Source organism: Pantoea leporis, from assembly GCF_028048155.1.
Taxonomy (GTDB): Bacteria; Pseudomonadota; Gammaproteobacteria; order Enterobacterales; family Enterobacteriaceae; genus Pantoea; species Pantoea leporis.
In genome coordinates, this window is sequence record NZ_JALMEU010000013.1 from 34,472 (window position 1) to 54,681 (window position 20,210).

The window sequence follows — 20,210 nt, forward strand, 5'->3', positions numbered from 1 at the left end:
CTGCTCATTATGGTATATGTACCAGTGCAATTAAGGGGTTACTCTGGCCACAGGCCAAAGCACAGCTTACATCAATGCAGCGCATCCTGACGCAGCCCTGATATACCTTTCAGGTTTTGCCACGTAAAAATGCGTTCAATTAAATGATGTTCTGAATTTATTAAGATGACCCTGGCGCTTAATGATGTTGTTGTCTTAATGGTATCTCCTCCTGTGCGGAGGAAATCCGTAAGATCATTATAAAATCCCTTTGAGTTTATATATTCCCCGGCCAGCATCCGGCTGGCAATCTCAACAAATTCTTTTTCTGATAACAAAGGATAGGTTGAGCGATCCATGTTATTTCCCTGCTGTTGTTATTATGGTTACTGCTGTGTGTGAAATGAGTTATACCGTGTTTTAATTAATTTAACACCATCAGAAAACTCCTATAAATAGACCGCAGGAATAAATGGTTTCAGAATTTGCATCAGAATATATAAGGCGAGTGATTTACTATTTATTAGTGCTTTTCTTCATTCCATACGGTTGAATGAATCGGCGATAAAGAAATACAGAAAAAACTTTGATAAATCAGAGGCACTCAGCATTTTTCTGCACATCCTCACCAGGAATTTTCCTGTTGAGGATGCTTAAGCCAGACTGGTGATTAGCAGATAAATACGTGAAGGTTTGAGCAAAACAGTTAAACGCTACTGAGCAAAAAAGTAAGCGATTTTTATTGATTGATTCCAACATGCGTTAAAGAAGCGATCTCTGCATAATCCATTGATTCTAATGAGTTAACAGATGAAGAAGCTGTTCCAGGTCGCGTTTTACCCATGCAACATCCTCGGCAAACTTCTCGTCAGACATGAATGCTTGACGATAAACCACCATCACCACTTCCGCACCTTGCTCATTGGCAATCACCCGCATCGGCATATAAATCTCTTTACCCGTTCCGGTATCAATCCAGTGATCCATCACGCCAAAGGGATTGTGTGGGGTAAAGCGAATCTTTACCGTTCCCTCGGGACCTTTGGCTTTCCAGCTGTTCCCTTCCTGCGTCAGCGTACTGGCGCTGAGTCCGCTAGCCCATTTGGCAAAGCATTCCGGTTTCCAGATGGTTTCATACAAATCTAACCAGTTGCGTGGAACCGTTAGTGTGACGGTCTGAGATGGCAGCATGGGACCTCCTGATGTGATACAGCCATTAAAGCACGCTGATACCGGGCTGCAAACGGCCCGGTCATGGAAGTGTGGGTCAGCAGCGGTTTCCGTGAAAACGCTGTAATCAGATAAACTTGCCGCGTCCCTGAATAGCCTGCTCTTCACCCGTATCATCAGCATGGCGCAGCACGAAGCGATCGGACTGCGCAACCACCGCGCAGCTGTGGTTAGGGAAGATGCGTAGCAGCGCGCCAACGGCGGGTGCCTGTTCAGCATATTGCAGGAAACCATGCTCCTCCGACAGCTTCAACACTTCATAATGATTGCCTTGCTCATCGACGGCGATACCAAATCCGCTGGCATTGGTGCCGTGCGGCCCTTTGTCAGAGCTAAGCATTTTGGAACCGGCATCAATAATGGCGAAGTGCGGATTGACCGCTACCACGCGCGTTACCACGCTCAGCGCCAACGCCTCTGGCGTGCAAAGACCTAAACGCCATGCGGTGAGATCAAGCAGCGCATAATTGCCGGGGCGGATTTCATCGCTGCCCTGCGCGACGGGTGCCGCCAATGCCGTTGGCGTTGAACCGACTGAAATCGGGCAGTGCGCAAAACCAGCGGCAATCAGGCGCTGCTGCAGAGCACGCATCCATGTGATTTCCTGCAGGGCAACGTCGGCAATCGCTGCGGCGTTGCCTGCGCCATAAGCGTGACCGGCATGAGAAACCAGCCCGGCAAACGTGAGGCCCGCACCCTGTATCTGCTGCGCCAGCGTAACGGCGGCATCGCCGTGCGGATCAACACCGATGCGATGTAATCCCACATCCACTTTGATGGCTAACGCCAGCTGGCAATCGAGCTGGCGCTGATGTGCAGCCGCTATTGCCGCCACGCCATTCGTGCAATCCGCAATGCAGGTAATGCGCGCCTGATGTTGTGCGGCCACCGCCAAAAATTCTTTCAGCGTTTCGGCATGCACTACGGGGTAAGCCAGTAGCAGATCGCGTTCGCCACCGAGAATAAAAGCGATGCCTTCACTCGGTTTAGATACGGTAATGCCGCGCGCGCCGAGCATGCGCTGCTGCTCAGCAATCCAGACACTTTTATGGGTTTTGATATGAGGACGTAGCGTGACGCCAGCGGCATCGGCTTTTTGCTGCATCTGTTGCAGGTTGCGTTGCAGGCGCGCTGCATCAATTTCGAGGTAAGGTGTGAGTCGCTCGGCAATCAGAGGCCGCAACCAACCAGCCTCAATATTCTGTTCCATCATAATAGTCCGCAGGTGATTACACAGTGCGGACTATGATTCATCAATGCACGGTAGAATGCCAGCCGACAAAATCGGCACATTCCAGCTCAGGGCCGCCATTGATGGTGACTTTTTAAACTTTAAAGTTGGAGCTCTGGAATTCGCCGCCCAAATCTTCTATCAAAACCACTGCAAGGTTAATCTGCTGCGCCTTCAGCGCCACCAGTTTCTGGTCGGATTCGATCAGCTGATTTTGGATTGTCAGCACATCAAGATAAGGACGCAGGCCCGCTGCGTATTCACGATGCAAATCATCCCACGCGCTGTGAATCAGCTGGTTGGCGCTTTCCTGTTGCGCCAGCTGATCCTGAATCGACTGCAACTGAGTAATGGTGTCGCTGATATTGCCCAGTGAACTAATCAGCAATTTGTTGTACTGCGCTACCGCCAGATCGTAATCGGCGTCGCTCTCTGCTAAATCGGCGCGACGTTTGCCCGCGTCAAAGATCGGCAATGACAAACTCGGTCCCACATTAAAGAAGCGGCTTGGCGCACCAAAGAAGGCATCGCCGAGCAGTGATTTGGTGCCGGCTTCGGCCACCAAATTGATGTTGGGATAGAACTCGGTTTTGCTGGCGGCGATCTGTTTTGATGCCGCTTCAACGCGCCAGCGCGCGGCCACCACATCCGGACGACGACCCAGCAGTTCGGCCGGAATGGCGTTTGGCAGCATGGCGGCGACCGGCACATTCATTTGCGCCGGTTTTAGCTGGTGCCAGTAATCCGGGCCTTTACCTATCAGCGTCGAAAGCTGAATACCGGCATCGGTGACTTGCTGTTGAGCTTGCGTCAATTCGGCTTGCGCGGTTTTCTGCTGCGACAGCGCCTGCTTATATTGGTAATCGGAAGTGAGGCCAGCGCTGACATATTGCTGCTGAATTTTGGCGATACCCGCCGCACGCTCGGCATTCTGCTGCGCCAGTTCGGCATTATTCCAGGCGAGATTAAGTTTGTTCCACGCTCGCGTCACGTTCGCGGCCAGCGTTAACTGACTGGCCTGACGATCCAACTCGCTGGCACGTGCTTGCCCCAATGCGGCTTCAGCGGCATCTTTTTTGCCGCCCCATAAATCGAAGGTGTAGCTCAATCCAACGTTAGCGGTGCGCAGCGTGCTGTAGCTTTTCCCCTCCAGCAGCGGATCATCCACTTTTGCCACACGCGAGCGCGTAATGCCCGCGTTGAGATCGACATCCGGATAGCGTTCGGCATCGGCGGCAATCACTTGTGCATTGGCTTTATCCGCTTGCGCGTTGACTACCTGCAAATCCGGGTTGGATGCCATCGCATCATCAATCAGTCGATTGAGTTGAGCATCGTTAAAACCTTGCCACCATGCGCTTTTTGGCCAATTCGCGGCGCTGAAATGCGCGTTTTTCAGGGATTGACTGGCTTGCAGAGCGTTAGCATCAAGCAGCGTGTTTTTGGGGTTTAAGCCGTGTGGATTGGCACAACTGGCCAGCAGCGCAGTGGCAACGGCCAGCGCGAGAAATTTGCAGTGAAAGTGCTGTGTCATAGTTCTGGTCAAAGAGAGGTGAAGGCGACCATTACAAGAGGCGGGGCAGATTTTGACAAACCTGTTTTTCGTTAAGAATGGTTGTTAAATGTGAGCAGAGAAAATGAGCAGCAGGCGAAAACCTGCTGCATCAAGAGATTAGATATAGAGAGACGCTTCACCCGGCGGACGGGTTTTAAAGCGACGATGCAGCCACAGATATTGGTCGGGCGCACGCAGAATTTCATTCTCAATCACGCGATTCATGTAAGCAGCGGCAGCGGCTTCATCTTCATACGGATAATTTTCCAGTTCAGGCTGAATAATCAGCTGATAACCGCTCTTATCCTGGTTTCGAATCAATACGATGGTCAGCATCGCCGGTTTTGCCAGACGAGACAGAACATAGGTGCCGTTGGTGGTCGCCGCTTGTTTCACCGCAAACAGCGGAGCAAACACGCTGCCTTTTGGGCCGTAATCCTGATCCGGTGCGAACCAGACCGCTTCGCCTTTTTTTAGCGCCTGCACCATGCCGCGCAAATCGCGACGATCGATCATCGCTTTATTCGAACGCATGCGACCCTTGGTTTGTGCCCACTCCATCGCCTGATTATTGTGCGGACGATACATCGCCATCATTGGCTGGCATAAACCGGTAATGCGGCCGCCCAGCTCCAGCGACATAAAGTGCACACCGATGACCATCACACCACGCTGGTGGCTTTGTGCGTGCTGCAGGTTTTCCAGACCATGCACTTCGAAGTAACGACGCACGCGTGCGTCAGACCAGAACCAGGCAATGCCGGTTTCTGCCAGCGCCATTCCTAGCGATTCGAAGTTGCCGGCGATCATCGCCTCGATTTTCTCTTCCTTAATATTGGGGAAGCACAGCTCGATATTGCGACGGGTGATGCGTTCGCGGCGCTTCAGGAAGTGACGCGACAATTTGCCAGCGCCAGCACCAAGCCGGATCAGAATGGGGTAAGGAAGTTGCACCAGCAGCCACAGCACACCTAGCCCAAACCAGGTAAACCAATAACGGGGATGCAGAAGTTTGGAACGGAACTGCCTGGATTTCGTCATAACGCCTTCATGTCGGGGAAAAAATGTATCGCACGAAGAAAAAGGGTCCCTGAGTTCCTGGAGCGGTACAACTGTATTGATTACGACCAGCACTTTAGCAAAAAGTGCCGTCAATGTTACCCAATCTCTGCAATCCTCAGGATTGAGCACATTCATGGTTAGAACGGCCTCATTCTATCACCTTTTATTCATTCTCTTTAAAAACAGCAGGGTAAACTCATCTTGAAGAAGTCAAAATGCCCATCACGTAGTGGATTAAGAACTGTCTGTTAATAAGGACACACTAATCTTTACGCTTTATTTACTTTGCTCAGGAAGATTAAAGCGTTTGTCTTCAGGAAAAAGCTGATGACCGCGCTGATGCAGTCTCTGTTGCCATTTCGTGTCTCCCTGCAACATGGCAATTTTAAGCAGTGAGTAGGTTACGTTGGCATCATGGTGCTTTGTCAGGTATTCCCTGGCCCACACTTTGAATTGGATTAATTGCCCGACATCGTTTGTGCTGTTAAACGTAATTAGACGATGAAGGTTTGCATCAAACTGATAGCGCTCCCATTGGGCGTAAGGATTAATAAGTTGCTGAGCATGGGAAAAATCAGCAAACCTGTTGCGCTCAATTTGCGTCAGGATGGCATTGGTGTGCAAACCTGTTGCCGCAAAAACCATCAATGCGAGAGCAAAAAGGGTGACAAACCCAGCCGCAGCGTAATGCGCCAACGGGCGCAGAGTCAGGCTTTGCAGATCTGACTCAGATTGCATCAGACGGATCAGCAGTAGTAATACCAGACCATGCGGCGCGGACTGGTAGAGTGGATACTCAAAAAGCAGATGGGTCACGATAGGTAAGGTCATCGTCCAAAACGTAAAGGCGCGTCGCCTTGCATGAGGGCTGCCGGTTACGACGGGCTTGAACCATGCCCAAATTATTAGTGCCACTCCCGCCAGCGCAATAACGCCATTTTCCACCCACTGAAACAGGATTTCATTATGCGGGTGCGTTGGGGGACGAGAATTCAACGGATGCGCCGTTTCCTCACGTACGTGCAGCAGATAATCGTGCTCAAAATGACCGGCACCCCAACCACGTAAAGGACGTTCGGCGATCATATGCAGGCTGTGCGTGATCATCTGCACACGACCTGCCGTTGAATGGGTTTTATCCACTTTGTGTAATCCCGCCATGGGGGCATACGCGAGCAGGGTCTGGCAAGCTATCACAATTGCTAATGCAATCGGTAAGCCAATCAAGAGGTGTTGCCGCCAATGGCGATGCCGGCGGAATGTCCAGATAAGTAAAGCGCTACTGGCCGACGCACCAAGCCAGGCAACGCGAGACTGGATGATCATTAAAATCACCAGCAATACAGCCATGATCGCTGCCAATAGTAAACGAAGCCCGCCATGACGCACCTTAAAGCTAAAATACAGCACTAACGTCCAGCCAGTAGCCAGAAAACTACCCAGTAAATTTACCTGCTGGAAAATGCCATAGACGCGGGTGCCATTTGCCGGAAATTCCGTCCAGTTATTTGCCCCCGTCATGAAGAGTTGGCATAGCGCCAGCATCGCTTGCGCCACGGCCGCAGTAATGATGCATATCAGCCAGAGCCTTTTAACGTTTGGCGAAAGGGGGATTTGTAGCATGGCCAGGTAAAACAGCACTGCCAGAGCATAGGCAGTTAGCTGGAGGAGTAAGGTCACATCATGATTGCCGTAAAACGTATAGAGTATGGGCTGGCTAAGGAGCAGAAACGCTAGCAGCCATATCGGTGTCACCTTTGCCACTCGCACCCCGTCCGTCGAGGGGGGCGAAAAGAGGCATTTTATTGCCACAATAAAAATACAAATGCCCATAAAAATGAGCGTAATAAGATTTTGCGGCAGGCGAAAACCTGAACCGCCCATATTGGCAACGTAAACTTGCAGCATCAATAGTAAGTCGCTCGCCACGACCAATGACACAAGTAATGTAGTAAATGGGGGCTTGCGAAAATTAGGGATAAAAAACATGTTTTTCTTCAAATCAATAAGCGGAAATGATGAGCGTGCCGGCACCATTAAATGCGCCAGGTGCGACTGCTCCATGAGTACGCAGCGTTGAGCTAAGCGTAAATGTTGCCAGCGAGTCGGCTGAATTTACTTTAAGCTCAATGCCTTCAGAAGCATCTTGATCGTTGACTTTTAATTCAGTCTGCAAACTGTTATCCGAACGGAGTGAGACAATATTGGTGTTAAACCCTACCGCGTAAATTTGTGCCGTTGCCGCTGAGCTACAGGAGAGTGTTAACTGCGTTTGAGCAGTATTACCGTTTATGCTTTTATCAGAAACATAGCCGTGATAGAGATTAGTATCACCCAAAAGTGAACAGCTGACGGGATATTTATGATGCTTGATACAGATATTATCAGGCAGGAAGGTTGCATCACGCCAATCATTTTGAAATGCTGCCAATCGAAAACAATTGTATAGAGCTGACCTGCCGTCTATTTGGAAGGTATGTTCTGTCGATAAAGGGTATTTAGCTTTATACGCTTTTCCCAGTTCACCAATGGTTGCATAGTTTTCTGCAGATAAGACATTTGGCGCATGAATGTCAGCGGGAACCCCATTATTTTCCGGAAAAGATGCGATCTTACAGCCCGGCTGCTTATAACACGGATTTTTCAAAGGGCTATCTTCATCCCAGTGATAAACATACACACGAAAGGTAGTATATTGCCCAATCCAGGAAAGAAAAGTATTATGGCTGATGATTGTGGCTTGTGCTGATGCAGTTATAATTATGCAAATAAAATAAATGATGAGTTTAAAAATGCTCATTAGTGATACTCCAGTTCTATGGTTGCGCTGGCATTGATTGTCCCGGGATGTAATTCGTTATTTTTAATACTTTCACGATTAGCAGACAGGAATAAGTCAAAGACCATTTTGTTGTCACCAGAATGGAAAATCCTCTCGACGCTTTTGTTTATCGGAATAAAAATACCTTTTTCTTCAACGCCAATGGCGATGCCTTTTGCGGTACTGGATGGATCAAGTGCCATCATGCCCGCTTGCCGCGCATCTTCTGTTGCCTTAAAGGTGATTGAGAGTTTATCGGATGTTGAGGTATCGCAACCCTGTAAATTAAGCGTTATGGAAATACCTGCGGTACGTTGATAGCGATAAAGAAATTTATTAATGACGCTGCCAAAATCAATAACAATATCACTGCTGTTGGGGTCGAGAATGCAGGGTTCCTGCACTAATCCGCCTGTAAAAGAAAAGTCAGCAGCTGCAAAGGCGTTTATAGAACATGTTGATAGCAGAGTTATTAACATAATATGGAAGCGCATAATCATTACTCGTATTTAATAACAAGCGTTGCAAGCGCTTTAAAACGTCCGCTTTTCAAAGCGCTGCCAGCTCGCTTTATCGGAACGGCATAAAATATTGGCTGCGTAAGATCATCAAGCGTAAAGCGCTGATTGATTATAATGGGTTGATTATTTTGCATTATCCTGATACCTAAATCATCAATCCCTGTGAATAATGCGCTGGCATCAAAATTGCTGGTTATGCCCAAAAATGCCAGTTCCAGCTGTTTTCCCGGCGGGGTCCGACATACGATACCGATGGGAACACGCTGTTGATATCTCACACCATCAACATGATTTACTCCTACTGCATCACCAAAATCAACGTCTGCCGGTTTGTCATTGTTTATTACGCAATTAATACTGGTCAGTGTGGCTGAAAAATTTATTTTCACAGCGTGTGAATTACAACAATAAATAAAGAGTGACAGTATGAGCATTGCAGTTTTCATTCACTGAGGCTCGACAATCAGTTGAGCACTTATTGTTAACTTACCTGGCAAGGGTATTGAACCAGATTTTTTAACAGGAACCACCTTTAGAGAAAAATCACCTGTCTGCACGTAATTGTATTTTTTGTTTATTTCGAGTGGTGTGCCATCTTTACCATTGATGAATTTTATCCCAACGTTAGTGATGTTAGTGCGTATTGCTGCTTTATCAAATGTTGCTGCGCTACCCGATACACGGAAGTAAAGATTTTCGGAATAGTTTTCATCGCACTTAATCGACAGCGTCAGCAATTCAGTGTATTTCAGACCATCTATTTCATTAATATCCACACTGTCGCCAAAGTTGACATCGATATCTTTATTATTGTCAATTTTACACGGGACGTTAATCAGCTTTCCTGAAAAGTTGACGCCTGCATTGGCATTAGACAACGTGCTATGCAACGCAAATGCAATGATCAGTGGACAGAGCATTATTTTTATAATCTGCATTCCGTGTCTCCTCAACGAACATTCAATACCATGGTGGCGGTTGCAGTAAAATTACCCGCTGTGACTTTGGCCTTGTTTTTAACCGGCACGGCAATCAATGTGTTTGATATTCGCCAATCAATGTTGTGTGCTTTATTTATTTCGATGTCTTTACCGTTTAATATTAATTTGATGCCCACATTGCTGTTGGTGGTAGAAATGACATTTTTATCAAACACCGCCGCTGTAGCTGAGATAAAAACTTCCTGCTCCCCGTTGAAAGCTCCCGGACACGTGACCGTGAATGGCACCGATTTACTGAACCGGATACCATCAATTAGTTGAATGATGATATCGCCGAAGTTAACACGACTTTCTCGATCACCATTCAAAGTACATTGGGAGCTGACGATAATCCCCGACACATTAATTGGATATCTATTCGTGCCGGGGATAATTTCTTCATGCGGCGCGATCGGCGCTGAGAAGAGCATTTTGCAGTGCAGCAGTGCGAAGAAGATGACCAGCCACTTCATGCTGTTCATGCTTATTCGCGGCTATCGGTGACACGGCACACATTGGCTTTGCAACTGAATGTCAATTTTGGCCGACCGCCGAAATCGTCGATATAGCTTAATACCGGATGCGAACCTAACTTACTGGCTTTTACGTTAATAGCGGCACTGCCTTGTGGCGGAATCATGATCGGTTTAAAATCACTTTCTTCTTTACCATCAACATGACTGGCTGCAGTAATCAGCGTGACATAATATCCGGTAGGATTTATCACCGTGTATTGATCACCGTTTTTTTTCAACGTGAGTTGATTTTGTACGGGTTTGATTGAAGCTCGTGGATCGATCATTAATTTTTCTGGACGATAAAATAGTTTGATGCGGGTCTGTAACGCAATTTGTAATACGTTTTGTTTTTCACTGCGTGGCGGAATCTCGCGCAAATTAAAGTAAAACAAAGATTCACGATCCTGAGGCAATGATTTTGCGGCAGGTAAAGATTGGATTTTAATCGCGCTTTTATGACCCGGCTCAATACGCTGAACTGGAGGGAGCGCCATAAGCGGCGACTTTATTTTTTTTCCTTGCTCATCTTCCAGCCAGCTTTGCGCCAGATACGGACGCGCTTTATTTTCATTGCTGATATTCAAACTGATTGAGCGTTCAGCGCCGTCATAAATGACGCGGGTGCGATCCAATGCAACAGCAGCCAGCGTGCTTTGCGAAAAAATCATAGCGCCAAACAGCATCGCCACGGTAGCGAGAGAAGCCTTCAGGTTCATAAAATTAATACTCACTCTATATGTCTGGGGTAATAGAGCGACAGATACTCAACAAACTTTAATGCGCAAAAATTATTCTTTTTCTGTACACGGAAGCAGCAGGTTTGTTTCTCCACTCTCATCAATGGGTAATACTTTTGGGAAGGTAATTTGGCATTGAATATTGCCGTTCCAGCGAACATCCATCAGCATTTCAGGGTTTACACCACTAAGCCAGACGCTGCCCATCTCATCAACAATGCCGGTCTCACGCCCTTTACTTAATACGCTCGCGCCAAACGGCGGATAACTGCCATCACTTAGGCGAATAACCGCCATTAGCTTTTGACCTTTAATTAATCGAAAGCGACGATAGCCAATGGCGCCTTCGGTTAAGGTTAATTGCAAAACGGGCGACTCCGCTTCAATGTCATCGTTGAGTTGGTTGATATCCAGATGTGCCTGATTACGTATATAGCTACTGACATCCGCCAGTACCGCTTTTCCGAATTTGTTGCTATGAGTGGCCGCACCGGAAGACTTAATGGGCACATCGCTAATACCTTCAGTATCCAGCATCAGACGCGTGCCTCCAGGTATTATGGTGCGATGTAATGCTGCTCCATGTGCTGTGGCCGTTAATCCTCCCTGCATGGACAGGGCTGCGGAGCGATACTGACCGGGTTTATAACTGGCACTATAGTTCGTTAGCGTGTTATCGCCGGTATGGGTGTAGTAGCCACTGTAAGCGCTTCGTTGTTGGCGATCGACATTGGCGCCTAAGCGATAACTGTTGCGTTCATCCATGCGGTTATACCAACTCAGGCTATTGATTTGGCCGGCATCTGAATTTTGTGCATTGATATTCAAGCCCGATGAGGTCCCGAAAGGCACGTTCAGGCTTAAAAACACTCCATCATCTTGTATACCTGAATTTTGTGCGCGATAGGCGGAGAGATTGAAACTGACGTTTTTAAAATTTCCCACATCGAAATAACGCGCAAACGACATATTCCAGCGGCTGGTCGCCTGACGATTCCAGTAAGTCTGATAGTTATAATTTAAAAATGCGCTGACGCCGAGTGTACGGAATTGTTTATTAAGTGAAACGGTATAGGTCTGCTTATTCGCTGCATTATTACGAATAACCAAATGCTTACGGCTCGCCTCAAGATATTGATTTAGACTAAGATAGCTCTTCTCCGTAAAGCGATAACCTGCGAAGGTAACCTGCGTGTCATAGTTTTCGAAGCGTTTAGAATAACTCAGGCTATAGGAGCCGCCAGAGCGCGTTTGGTTATTAGGCAGCTTTGCATAAGATTGGGTTGCGGTGAGTGCCAGGGCCCCAAACGATAAGAGGTCACGCCCTGCACCCAACGACGCGGCATGATATTTTCCAGAGGATAATCCACCCCCGAGCAGCGACCAACCGTTACTAATACCCCATGAGAATTCCCCGGCCATTAACCTTTCATTCTGCAGATGAAATCTATCGTCTGTCGTTTGCCCTACCGCCGCCTTAAAGCGAACCTGTCCAGGGCGACTAAGATAGGGAACAGATGCGGTTTCGACCTGAAAGGTCTGAATGCTGCCATCTTGCTCTTCAACTTTGACATCCAGCGTGCCAGTAATAGAGTCGCTCAAGTCCTGAATAATAAAAGGACCGGGAGCCACCTGGCTTTCATATAACACACGTCCGGCGTGACTAATGGTGACTTTTGCATTGGTCTTCGCCACGCCACGGACCTCCGGTGCGTATCCACGCAAATTGGGGGGTAACTGGCTATCATCACTAATAAGGCTGGCGCCAACATAGCGTGCATTTTCAAACACATCACTGGCGAGGTCATTTTGACCAATAATTAATTTTGCGCCCCAAGGTTTGATTGCCCTTAATGCCTGATATTGATTCCAGTTAAAAGTAGAGGTTTTAGTGTTATTGGCAGTGTAATGAGTACCATTCCAGAACGCACGCATACGCCAGGGACCGGCGTTGACACCTACCACGCCATTACCGCTTAATTCGCGTGATTCACTGCCTTGTGCCGGGGAGGAGTAATTAAAATTGGTGTTATAATCCGCAATAAATCCAGCAATCCCTTCGTCCCAGCGTGAAGGGGGATCCCAGTTAGCCGTTTGATATTCAATATATGCCTGAGGAACACTCATGTAGAGCGTTGATGACGCGAGATCAGGACGCAAAATGATACCCGGCATGATATCAAGCCGGGCACATTTTTCATTATTCCAGTAGGTAACTTTATCTAACCATGACTTCTTTAAACCGAAGCCTGCCATCATTTTTGGTGTTAAGCAGGCGACAGTTTCGTTTTCATCATGTTCAGACGGTAAAAAAGTAACCTCCTCTGTGGGTGATTCATTGTCATTAATTTTGATTGCCATGTCATATTGACCAGGCATCATATAACCTGCCCGGGAAAATTGACTCATATCAATGTTTTCCCGGTCGGAAATATCCATGTTGTCCAGATTAAACTCAACTTCCTCTGCTAATGCACTGCTAATAGCACTGCTAAAAAAAGCCAATAATAAAGCAGTTACTAACGGGCGTAAGCGCCAGTTATTTTGAAAAGGAAATGAGTTCCTGGTATGGACTGACATACTACTAACACCCTGGTCAAATAAAAAAGAGATGCGCAGATTACGCATGTCTCTAATTAGCGTGGAAAATGATTACTGATAATCCAGGCTAAAATCGACGGTGCTTTGAAATACCCCCGGTGTTATGGTTGCAGAGGCACCATCACCCTGCAGATATGCAGAGAACGACAAAGTGTTGCTACCATTCTGCAGAGTCATAGTTGATGGCTGGCCCAATTTAATTAGCTGGCCTGAGCCATCTGTCAGGCCAATGCTGGCACCGCTAGCGGTACCGGTCATGCCAATTAGAGTCGGTACGGCAGCAGAGGCCTGGCCGGTAAAGGTCACACTCACATCTTTACCTGCGGTGAAATCGCAATTCTCCAGTTTGATGTTGAAGGGTACCGGTGTTGATTTACCACCCGCTGCCAACTGCTTTTTCGATACCTGACCCAGATCAATGGTTTGATCCTGCGAGCCTGGGTTGATTGAACAAGGTGCATCAATAATTGAGCCCTTAATGGTGACAGTACCTGCACCCTGGCTATTTACAGCGTTAGCCAGGCTGGCGGTCATCATCAATCCCAAGCCGAGTGCGACTGACATCTTGTTAAATCTCATAATATTTACCTGTTCCTATATGGGTGTTTGAAGGCGCAAAGGAAAAGAACCGCGATAGTGATGAGCATAAAATTCGCTTTCCTTAAACGATCCATTGCATGTGCACGAATTGAAGGGCGACAGGTTTCTCGAAAAAATTAATAGGAAAAGTAAAATATTACGATCACGAGTAATATTCAGAAAAACAGGGTCTTTTTCTTTTCATCCTCAGGGCATTAATAAGTTTTGTGCTAGAGATATTAAGGAGGAAATTTCAAAATTAGAGACATTTCTTATACACGGAAATGAAAATGTCTTATTTAAAATGAAATAAGGCGTTGCCTGATGATGAACATTTTTTTCATGTATAGCTTTCGCTACCTGGTACAGGGGATATTTACAAAGAGTTGATCAGGGCGGATATATTTTGGATCCCTAACTGTTATTTTATGCATAATTTCCCGATCTTAACCTGATGCTTACCAAAGAGAATAAATTCTATGACACATAAACGTTTGCTGGATTGCTCAGCTTCCGAGCTGCTGCCGATGGATAAAGATGCGTTGATATATGCTGTGCGTGCCAGCGAAGGACGGGTGGTAGTCAGCGAAACTATCGGCATGACTTCACCTTTGCTGCATAATATTACTAACGCCGAATTGGCGGCCTCTCAGGGTGCTGATATTGTATTGATCAACATGTTCGACAGTGAAAACCCTATTATTCATGGCATGCCCGCAAACATTGCGCCGGAACTAATATTACATGAATTATGCCGGCTGACCGGGCGTATTATTGGGGTCAATCTTGAAGCGGTAGATCCTGATTTTGATGCCACGCATCTTGATGGATTACAAATGGTGCCAGGGCGCGCGGCAACAGCGGAGAACGCCTGCCGTTTGGTGCAAATGGGAGCCAAAATTTTGGTTCTCACGGGCAATCCTAATAACGGTGTGAGCAATCGTGCGCTGGCTAAAGCGGCGAAAATGATCCGCGAGGCGGTTGGTAACAGCGCACTCATTATCACCGGTAAGATGCATGGTGCTGGCATTGTTCAGGAGAGTGGCAGCGACATCCTCACCGAGCAAGATATTGCTGAGTTCGTGCATCAAGGGGTTGATGTGGTGTTAGTGCCTGCACCCGGCACACTACCGGGTATGAGTCAGCAGAAAGTTGCCTCACTCATTGAATGTATTCATTCGCATGGCGCTTTGGCGATGACCGCGATCGGGACATCGCAAGAGGGGGCAGATGTGAATACCATTCGTCAAATCGCGTTAATGAGTAAGATGGCGGGCGCAGATCTTCATCATATTGGTGACACCGGTTACATCGGGATGGCATTGCCTGAAAATATCATGGCTTACAGCATTGCCATTCGCGGTATCCGACATACTTACACGCGCATGGCACGCTCAATAAATCGTTAACCCACATTAACCGTCAAGCCCGTAGGATGACGGACTTGACGTTATTAATGGAGGGCGTGATCACTCAATATTCTGAATCTGCTCACGCATCTGTTCAATCAACACTTTCAGCTCAATCGCTGATGTCGTGATCTCGGCATTAATTGATTTTGAAGCCAGCGTGTTCGACTCGCGGTTGAACTCCTGCATCATAAAGTCGAGGCGGCGGCCAACGGCTTCTTTCTTTTTCAGGATGTTGTAGGTTTCTTTAACGTGAGCATCCAGGCGATCCAGCTCTTCCGACACATCGGTGCGCTGCGCCATCATCACCAGCTCTTGCTCCAGGCGATTATTTTCCAGCTGCACTTCGGCTTCTTCCAGCTTGGTGACCAGACGTTCGCGCTGCCATTTAATTACTTCTGGCATCTGCGCGCGCACTTTGCTGACTTCGTGCGATACGCCTTCCAGACGCTGTTCAATCATCGCTTTCAGCGCGGTGCCTTCGCTTTCACGCGCTTCGATAAAGTCATCTAACGCGCCATCCAGCGCCACCAGCAGTTCGGCGTTGATGGCATCGAGATCCTGCTCTTGCGCAGACATCACGCCCGGCCAGCGCAGAATATCCAGCGGATTAATCGCGCCTTCATCACTCTGCATCTTCACCCAGTTGGCGGCCTGCACCAGCTGTTTGGCCAGTGATTCATTCAGCTGCAGTTCGCCTTGCGCGCTGGCATCGGCATCATAACGCAGATTGCATTCGATTTTACCGCGCGTCAGGCGATTACGGATGCGCTCGCGGATGACCGGCTCCAGGCCACGAAATTGCTCTGGCAGACGGATATAGGTTTCCAGATAGCGCTGGTTAACCGAACGGATTTCCCAGGCGGCGCTGCCCCAGTGGCCTTTGGCTTCGCGGCGGGCGTAAGCGGTCATACTGCGGATCATAATCGTCTTCTCTTTTTCAGAAATGTTGGGTGAAGTATAGCGAGGCAGCCTCGACGCTAACAGGCATAAGCGCACTTAAGCGTGAATAACAAAAAATTACCTCTTTTACCGACAGACACTTATGCTTAGCGCTGGTTCGCTTAAAAGGATGAAGTGATGTTCCGCTCTCTGGCTCTTCCGGCTCTATTAACCTTACTGCTCGCTGGCTGTCAGGCTCCGTCGACGAAAATGCATCAGATCCCGCCCAACACCGCGCCGGTTGCGGTATGCGGTTCTGGTGACGTGATGATGCAAACTACGTTGTGGTTTGGCATGAACAAACCGAAAGGTGGCATCGTCAGCAGCAGCGAATGGCAGCAGTTTGTCGATAACGATGTGACGCCGCGTTTCAAAGACGGTTTATCGGTATATGACGCCAAAGGTCAGTGGCTGGGCGATAACGGTAAGCTGGCGCGGGAAAACAGCAAAGCGTTGATGCTGATTCACACTCCGGATGTGGCGAGTTCTGACAGCATTAATAAGCTTCGTGATGTTTATAAACAGCGTTTCGAGCAGGAATCGGTGATGCGGGTTGATTCACTGGTGTGCGTGGCGTTTTAAAAAATGGCGGCCATGCAGCCGCCATGCGTTATCAGATAAACAGCCCGGCGAATGCGGCCGACAGCAAGCTCACCAGCGTGGAGCCATACACCAGCTTCCAGCCAAAACGGGAAACCACATTGCCCTGTTTCTCGTTCAGGCCTTTAATCGCACCGGCAACGATGCCGATTGAGGCGAAGTTAGCGAACGAAACCAGGAACACTGACAGAATCCCCAGTCCGCGTGGCGTCATTTCAGCCGCCACTTTCTTCAGCTCGATCATCGCGACAAATTCATTCGCTACCAGTTTGGTGGCCATAATACTCGCCGCCTGCAAAGCATCGGCGGAGGGAATGCCAACCAGCCACGCAAACGGATAGAAAACGTAGCCAAGCAGCTGCTGGAAGCTGTAGCCAAATACCGCAGAAAACAGCGCATTGATTGCTGCAATCAGCGCGATAAAGCCAATCAGCATCGCCATGATGATCATCGCCACTTTAAAGCCGGCGAGAATGTATTCGCCCAGCATCTCAAAGAAGCTCTGATCTTCATGCAGCTTATCCAGCGCAATCTGCTCTTCGTTTTCCGGGTGGGTTGGATTGATGATCGACAGGATAATAAAGGTGCTGAACATATTAAGCAGCAGCGCCGCAACCACATATTTGGCATCAATCATCGACATATACGCGCCAACAATCGACAGCGAAACCGTCGACATCGCCGTCGCCGCCATGGTGTACATGCGTGGCGCGGAAATATCGGCGAGAATGCCTTTATAGGCGATGAAGTTTTCCGACTGGCCGAGAATCAAGGTGCTGACGGCGTTAAACGACTCCAGCTTGCCCATGCCATTCACTTTTGACAACAGAGTGCCTACGGCGCGAATCAGCAGCGGCAGAATGCGCCAGTGCTGCAAAATGCCGATCAGTGCGGAAATAAACACAATCGGGCAGAGCACGCCGAGGAAAATAAAGGCTAATCCCTGATCTGCCATATTGCCGAAGACAAAGTTGGTTCCTTGCGCGGCGTAGGTTAATAAGGTTTCAAAGAAGCCGCCCACCGCAGTGACCACCGATTGTCCGCCCGCCGAGTGCAGGAAGAACCAGCCCAGCGCGGCTTCGACAACCAGCAGCTGAATAATAAAGCGGGGACGAATGCGTTTGCGGTCGTGGCTGACCAACAGCGCAAGGGCAAATATCACCACCAGCGCCAGCAGGAAATGGAGTATCGCGATCATCATTTATCTTTTTAAGGGAGGAAACGCGCATTTAGCCACAGCCACCACAGAATTTCATCCAGGATTGTGGCGATCGCGGGCGGGACAGCCGCAGCTGAAGTCCGTATAATGCGCAGCCAAACCTAAGCAAGCCGGAGAGAAACCATGCGTCCAGCAGGCCGTAGTGCATCTGAAACACGTCCCGTCACACTCACTCGTCACTACACCAAACATGCAGAAGGCTCTGTGCTCGTTGAATTCGGCGAAACCAAAGTGCTGTGCACCGCAACCGTCGAAGAGAGCGTGCCGCGTTTCCTCAAAGGCAAAGGTCAAGGCTGGATCACCGCGGAATACGGCATGCTGCCGCGTTCGACCCACAGCCGCATGGCGCGTGAAGCCGCCAAAGGCAAACAGGGCGGACGTACGCTGGAGATTCAACGTCTGATCGCCCGTTCACTGCGTGCAGCAGTGGATTTGCAAGCGCTAGGTGAATTCACCATCACGCTGGATTGCGACGTGATTCAGGCCGATGGCGGTACGCGTACTGCATCTATTACCGGCGCCTGCGTGGCGCTGGCCGATGCACTGAATGCGCTGGTTGCGGCTGGCAAGCTGAAAGCCAGCCCGCTGAAAGGCATGGTGGCGGCGATTTCTGTGGGCATCGTCGGCGGTGAAGCGCTGTGCGATCTGGAGTATGTGGAAGATTCCGCCGCAGAAACTGACATGAACGTGGTGATGACCGAAGACGGCCGCATGATTGAAGTGCAGGGCACCGCAGAAGGTGAGCCCTTCAGCCACGACGAGTTACTGCAGCTGCTGGCGCTGGCGCGAGGCGGCATTGAGCAGTTGATTCAGGCGCAGAAAGCGGCGCTAACTAATTGATGTAACAGGCGACCATAGAGTCGCCTTTTCTTTATTTGAGGAGTGAGAAATGAAAGCCTGGCAGCGTCAGTTTATTGAATTCGCCCTGAACAAAGGGGTGCTGAAGTTTGGTGAGTTCACCCTGAAATCGGGACGTAAAAGCCCCTATTTCTTCAATGCCGGTCTGTTTAATACCGGTCGCGATTTGGCGCTGTTAGGCCGTTTCTACGCGCAGGCGCTCGTTGATGGCGGCGTTGATTTCGATCTGCTGTTTGGCCCGGCGTACAAAGGCATCCCAATTGCCACCACTACCGCGGTGGCGCTGGCCGATCATCATGAACGTGACGTGCCTTACTGCTTCAACCGCAAAGAAGCCAAAGATCACGGCGAAGGCGGTTCACTGGTGGGCAGCCCGCTGCAAGGCAAAGTGATGCTGGTGGATGATGTGATCACCGCCGGTACCGCGATTCGTGAATCAATGGATATCATCAGTGCGCATAACGCGACATTGGCGGGCGTGTTGATTTCGCTGGATCGTCAGGAACGCGGTCGCAGCGATATTTCGGCGATTCAGGAAGTGGAACGTGACTATAAGTGCAAAGTCACGGCGATTATTACCCTGGCTGAGCTGATTGATTACCTGGAAGAGAAGCCGGAGATGGCTGACCATCTGGCGAAAGTGCGCGCGTATCGTAAAGAGTACGGGATTTAATTATTCGGTAATGAGGTCGGCATTTATGCCGACCTGGTCTTTTAAACCAACTGTGCAGCCATCAGCGGCCAGCGGCTATCGAAATCCACGGTCGGACGAAACCGAAACTCCGAGCGCACATAGCGCGACAACAGCCCTTCACAAAACGCCAGTAACTGGCTCGCCAGCAGCGTTTCGTCGTTCTGGAAACCTTCACCATCACGCATTTTCTTCTCGCGCATCACCTGACGCAGCTGCACTTCAATACGCTCAAACAGCTGATTAATACGCCCTTGCAGGCGATCCTGTTCAAACATCAGCGCGTGGCCGGTCAAAATACGCGTCAGCCCCGGATTACGCTCACCAAATCCCAGAATCAGCTGCACGATTAAACGCAGGCGCGTCAGCGTCTCTTTTTCATCTTTCAGGATCAGATTGATGCGGGTAATCAGACTGTCTTCAATAAACTCGATCAGGCTGTCAAACATGCGCGTTTTGCTGGGAAAGTGGCGATAAAGCGCCGCTTCCGACACGCCGACATTAGCGGCCAGCTTCGCGGTGGTGATGCGCTGACTGCCATCGCCCGACTCCAGCATTTGCGCCAGCGCCTGCAAAATCTCTTCGCGACGATTCCGTTTCGCGACTTTTTTTTCTGCCATGACCTTCAACACCCCTGAAATTCACCAAAAACAGGCAATACTGCCTCATCTGCCACA

Annotated in this window: 21 protein-coding genes; 4 read left to right on the forward strand and 17 right to left on the reverse strand. The window is 49.0% G+C overall.

Translation table 11 applies throughout. From position 1 onward, the window contains the following. Window positions 1-71: 71 nt before the first annotated feature. The 14 genes from MWH02_RS22050 to MWH02_RS22115 all read right to left on the reverse strand — a co-directional run bounded on the left by MWH02_RS22050 (window position 72) and on the right by MWH02_RS22115 (window position 13,814). Entirely contained in the window at window positions 72-338 is a 267-nt protein-coding gene (locus MWH02_RS22050) for a hypothetical protein (RefSeq protein ID WP_137386792.1), read from the reverse strand. Window positions 339-774: 436 nt separating this feature from the next. After that, window positions 775-1,170: a polyketide cyclase gene (locus tag MWH02_RS22055; protein ID WP_101760704.1), complete on the reverse strand. Its 396-nt coding sequence runs from the start codon at window positions 1,168-1,170 to the stop codon at window positions 775-777. Window positions 1,171-1,276: 106 nt separating this feature from the next. Then, window positions 1,277-2,422, reverse strand: coding sequence for an alanine racemase (locus MWH02_RS22060; protein WP_439652377.1), 1,146 nt, complete (start codon window positions 2,420-2,422; stop codon window positions 1,277-1,279). Window positions 2,423-2,534: 112 nt separating this feature from the next. Then, window positions 2,535-3,974 carry an efflux transporter outer membrane subunit gene (locus MWH02_RS22065; RefSeq protein WP_271461470.1) on the reverse strand — a complete coding sequence of 480 codons (1,440 nt, stop codon included), beginning with the start codon at window positions 3,972-3,974 and terminating at the stop codon, window positions 2,535-2,537. Between the two features lie 138 nt (window positions 3,975-4,112). Further along, window positions 4,113-5,036, reverse strand: coding sequence for a kdo(2)-lipid IV(A) palmitoleoyltransferase (gene lpxP / locus MWH02_RS22070; protein WP_101760701.1), 924 nt, complete (start codon window positions 5,034-5,036; stop codon window positions 4,113-4,115). A 297-nt stretch (window positions 5,037-5,333) separates the two neighbouring features. Next, a complete protein-coding gene (locus MWH02_RS22075) occupies window positions 5,334-7,121 on the reverse strand; it encodes a PglL family O-oligosaccharyltransferase (RefSeq protein ID WP_271461471.1) in 1,788 nt (595 codons plus the stop codon). Then, window positions 7,060-7,857, reverse strand: coding sequence for an MrpH family fimbial adhesin (locus MWH02_RS22080; RefSeq protein WP_271461472.1), 798 nt, complete (start codon window positions 7,855-7,857; stop codon window positions 7,060-7,062). Before MWH02_RS22080 ends, MWH02_RS22075 begins: the two co-directional genes overlap by 62 nt. Beyond that, on the reverse strand, window positions 7,857-8,372 hold the full coding sequence (locus MWH02_RS22085) for a fimbrial protein (RefSeq protein WP_271461473.1): 516 nt from the start codon (window positions 8,370-8,372) through the stop codon (window positions 7,857-7,859). The genes MWH02_RS22080 and MWH02_RS22085 overlap by 1 nt, the downstream gene beginning before the upstream one ends. Before the next feature lie 5 nt (window positions 8,373-8,377). Continuing rightward, window positions 8,378-8,845 carry a fimbrial protein gene (locus MWH02_RS22090; protein WP_271461474.1) on the reverse strand — a complete coding sequence of 156 codons (468 nt, stop codon included), beginning with the start codon at window positions 8,843-8,845 and terminating at the stop codon, window positions 8,378-8,380. Further along, a complete protein-coding gene (locus MWH02_RS22095; RefSeq protein WP_110868222.1) occupies window positions 8,846-9,337 on the reverse strand; it encodes a fimbrial protein in 492 nt (163 codons plus the stop codon). A gap of 11 nt (window positions 9,338-9,348) precedes the next feature. After that, entirely contained in the window at window positions 9,349-9,852 is a 504-nt protein-coding gene (locus tag MWH02_RS22100; RefSeq protein ID WP_158238592.1) for a fimbrial protein, read from the reverse strand. Between the two features lie 11 nt (window positions 9,853-9,863). Further along, on the reverse strand, window positions 9,864-10,613 hold the full coding sequence (locus tag MWH02_RS22105; RefSeq protein WP_271461475.1) for a fimbria/pilus periplasmic chaperone: 750 nt from the start codon (window positions 10,611-10,613) through the stop codon (window positions 9,864-9,866). A 72-nt stretch (window positions 10,614-10,685) separates the two neighbouring features. Beyond that, window positions 10,686-13,214 (reverse strand): fimbria/pilus outer membrane usher protein, encoded by a 2,529-nt coding sequence (locus MWH02_RS22110; RefSeq protein ID WP_271461476.1) that lies wholly within the window; start codon window positions 13,212-13,214, stop codon window positions 10,686-10,688. Window positions 13,215-13,286: 72 nt separating this feature from the next. After that, window positions 13,287-13,814: a fimbrial protein gene (locus MWH02_RS22115; RefSeq protein ID WP_101760694.1), complete on the reverse strand. Its 528-nt coding sequence runs from the start codon at window positions 13,812-13,814 to the stop codon at window positions 13,287-13,289. Window positions 13,815-14,293: 479 nt separating this feature from the next. Here MWH02_RS22115 and MWH02_RS22120 point away from each other — a divergent pair, with 479 nt between their 5' ends. Continuing rightward, complete coding sequence (locus MWH02_RS22120; RefSeq protein WP_271461477.1) at window positions 14,294-15,223, forward strand: DUF7916 family protein; 930 nt, start codon at window positions 14,294-14,296, stop codon at window positions 15,221-15,223. A 60-nt stretch (window positions 15,224-15,283) separates the two neighbouring features. Here the strand turns inward: MWH02_RS22120 and MWH02_RS22125 are convergent, their stop codons facing one another. Further along, window positions 15,284-16,147, reverse strand: a complete 864-nt coding sequence (locus tag MWH02_RS22125) for a YicC/YloC family endoribonuclease (protein ID WP_061720336.1) — start codon at window positions 16,145-16,147, stop codon at window positions 15,284-15,286. A 156-nt stretch (window positions 16,148-16,303) separates the two neighbouring features. Between MWH02_RS22125 and MWH02_RS22130 the strand changes: the two genes are divergently transcribed. Further along, window positions 16,304-16,747: a DUF3574 domain-containing protein gene (locus MWH02_RS22130; RefSeq protein ID WP_271461478.1), complete on the forward strand. Its 444-nt coding sequence runs from the start codon at window positions 16,304-16,306 to the stop codon at window positions 16,745-16,747. Window positions 16,748-16,778: 31 nt separating this feature from the next. Here the strand turns inward: MWH02_RS22130 and MWH02_RS22135 are convergent, their stop codons facing one another. Further along, a complete protein-coding gene (locus MWH02_RS22135; RefSeq protein WP_271461479.1) occupies window positions 16,779-17,963 on the reverse strand; it encodes a NupC/NupG family nucleoside CNT transporter in 1,185 nt (394 codons plus the stop codon). Window positions 17,964-18,107: 144 nt separating this feature from the next. Here MWH02_RS22135 and rph point away from each other — a divergent pair, with 144 nt between their 5' ends. Next, window positions 18,108-18,824 (forward strand): ribonuclease PH, encoded by a 717-nt coding sequence (gene rph / locus MWH02_RS22140; protein ID WP_101760691.1) that lies wholly within the window; start codon window positions 18,108-18,110, stop codon window positions 18,822-18,824. 49 nt (window positions 18,825-18,873) lie between these two features. Further along, complete coding sequence (pyrE, locus tag MWH02_RS22145; protein ID WP_271461480.1) at window positions 18,874-19,515, forward strand: orotate phosphoribosyltransferase; 642 nt, start codon at window positions 18,874-18,876, stop codon at window positions 19,513-19,515. A 41-nt stretch (window positions 19,516-19,556) separates the two neighbouring features. On the opposite strand, the gene slmA is transcribed toward pyrE, so the two are convergent. Then, window positions 19,557-20,153 carry a nucleoid occlusion factor SlmA gene (gene slmA / locus MWH02_RS22150; protein WP_110868216.1) on the reverse strand — a complete coding sequence of 199 codons (597 nt, stop codon included), beginning with the start codon at window positions 20,151-20,153 and terminating at the stop codon, window positions 19,557-19,559. Between the last annotated feature and the right edge of the window lie 57 nt (window positions 20,154-20,210).

Bases quoted from the DNA above. Each gene is read 5' to 3' on its own strand.
- MWH02_RS22065 (WP_271461470.1), bottom strand. From the start codon at position 3,974: ATGACACAGCACTTTCACTGCAAATTTCTCGCGCTGGCCGTTGCCACT.
- MWH02_RS22090 (WP_271461474.1), bottom strand. From the start codon at position 8,845: ATGAAAACTGCAATGCTCATACTGTCACTCTTTATTTATTGTTGTAAT.
- MWH02_RS22115 (WP_101760694.1), bottom strand. From the start codon at position 13,814: ATGAGATTTAACAAGATGTCAGTCGCACTCGGCTTGGGATTGATGATG.
- MWH02_RS22085 (WP_271461473.1), bottom strand. From the start codon at position 8,372: ATGCGCTTCCATATTATGTTAATAACTCTGCTATCAACATGTTCTATA.
- MWH02_RS22060 (WP_439652377.1), bottom strand. From the start codon at position 2,422: ATGATGGAACAGAATATTGAGGCTGGTTGGTTGCGGCCTCTGATTGCC.
- pyrE (WP_271461480.1), top strand. From the start codon at position 18,874: ATGAAAGCCTGGCAGCGTCAGTTTATTGAATTCGCCCTGAACAAAGGG.
- MWH02_RS22080 (WP_271461472.1), bottom strand. From the start codon at position 7,857: ATGAGCATTTTTAAACTCATCATTTATTTTATTTGCATAATTATAACT.
- MWH02_RS22105 (WP_271461475.1), bottom strand. From the start codon at position 10,613: ATGAACCTGAAGGCTTCTCTCGCTACCGTGGCGATGCTGTTTGGCGCT.
- MWH02_RS22050 (WP_137386792.1), bottom strand. From the start codon at position 338: ATGGATCGCTCAACCTATCCTTTGTTATCAGAAAAAGAATTTGTTGAG.
- MWH02_RS22125 (WP_061720336.1), bottom strand. From the start codon at position 16,147: ATGATCCGCAGTATGACCGCTTACGCCCGCCGCGAAGCCAAAGGCCAC.
- slmA (WP_110868216.1), bottom strand. From the start codon at position 20,153: ATGGCAGAAAAAAAAGTCGCGAAACGGAATCGTCGCGAAGAGATTTTG.
- MWH02_RS22130 (WP_271461478.1), top strand. From the start codon at position 16,304: ATGTTCCGCTCTCTGGCTCTTCCGGCTCTATTAACCTTACTGCTCGCT.
- MWH02_RS22095 (WP_110868222.1), bottom strand. From the start codon at position 9,337: ATGCAGATTATAAAAATAATGCTCTGTCCACTGATCATTGCATTTGCG.
- MWH02_RS22075 (WP_271461471.1), bottom strand. From the start codon at position 7,121: ATGGAGCAGTCGCACCTGGCGCATTTAATGGTGCCGGCACGCTCATCA.
- MWH02_RS22120 (WP_271461477.1), top strand. From the start codon at position 14,294: ATGACACATAAACGTTTGCTGGATTGCTCAGCTTCCGAGCTGCTGCCG.
- MWH02_RS22055 (WP_101760704.1), bottom strand. From the start codon at position 1,170: ATGCTGCCATCTCAGACCGTCACACTAACGGTTCCACGCAACTGGTTA.
- MWH02_RS22100 (WP_158238592.1), bottom strand. From the start codon at position 9,852: ATGAAGTGGCTGGTCATCTTCTTCGCACTGCTGCACTGCAAAATGCTC.
- MWH02_RS22135 (WP_271461479.1), bottom strand. From the start codon at position 17,963: ATGATCGCGATACTCCATTTCCTGCTGGCGCTGGTGGTGATATTTGCC.
- MWH02_RS22110 (WP_271461476.1), bottom strand. From the start codon at position 13,214: ATGTCAGTCCATACCAGGAACTCATTTCCTTTTCAAAATAACTGGCGC.
- lpxP (WP_101760701.1), bottom strand. From the start codon at position 5,036: ATGACGAAATCCAGGCAGTTCCGTTCCAAACTTCTGCATCCCCGTTAT.
- rph (WP_101760691.1), top strand. From the start codon at position 18,108: ATGCGTCCAGCAGGCCGTAGTGCATCTGAAACACGTCCCGTCACACTC.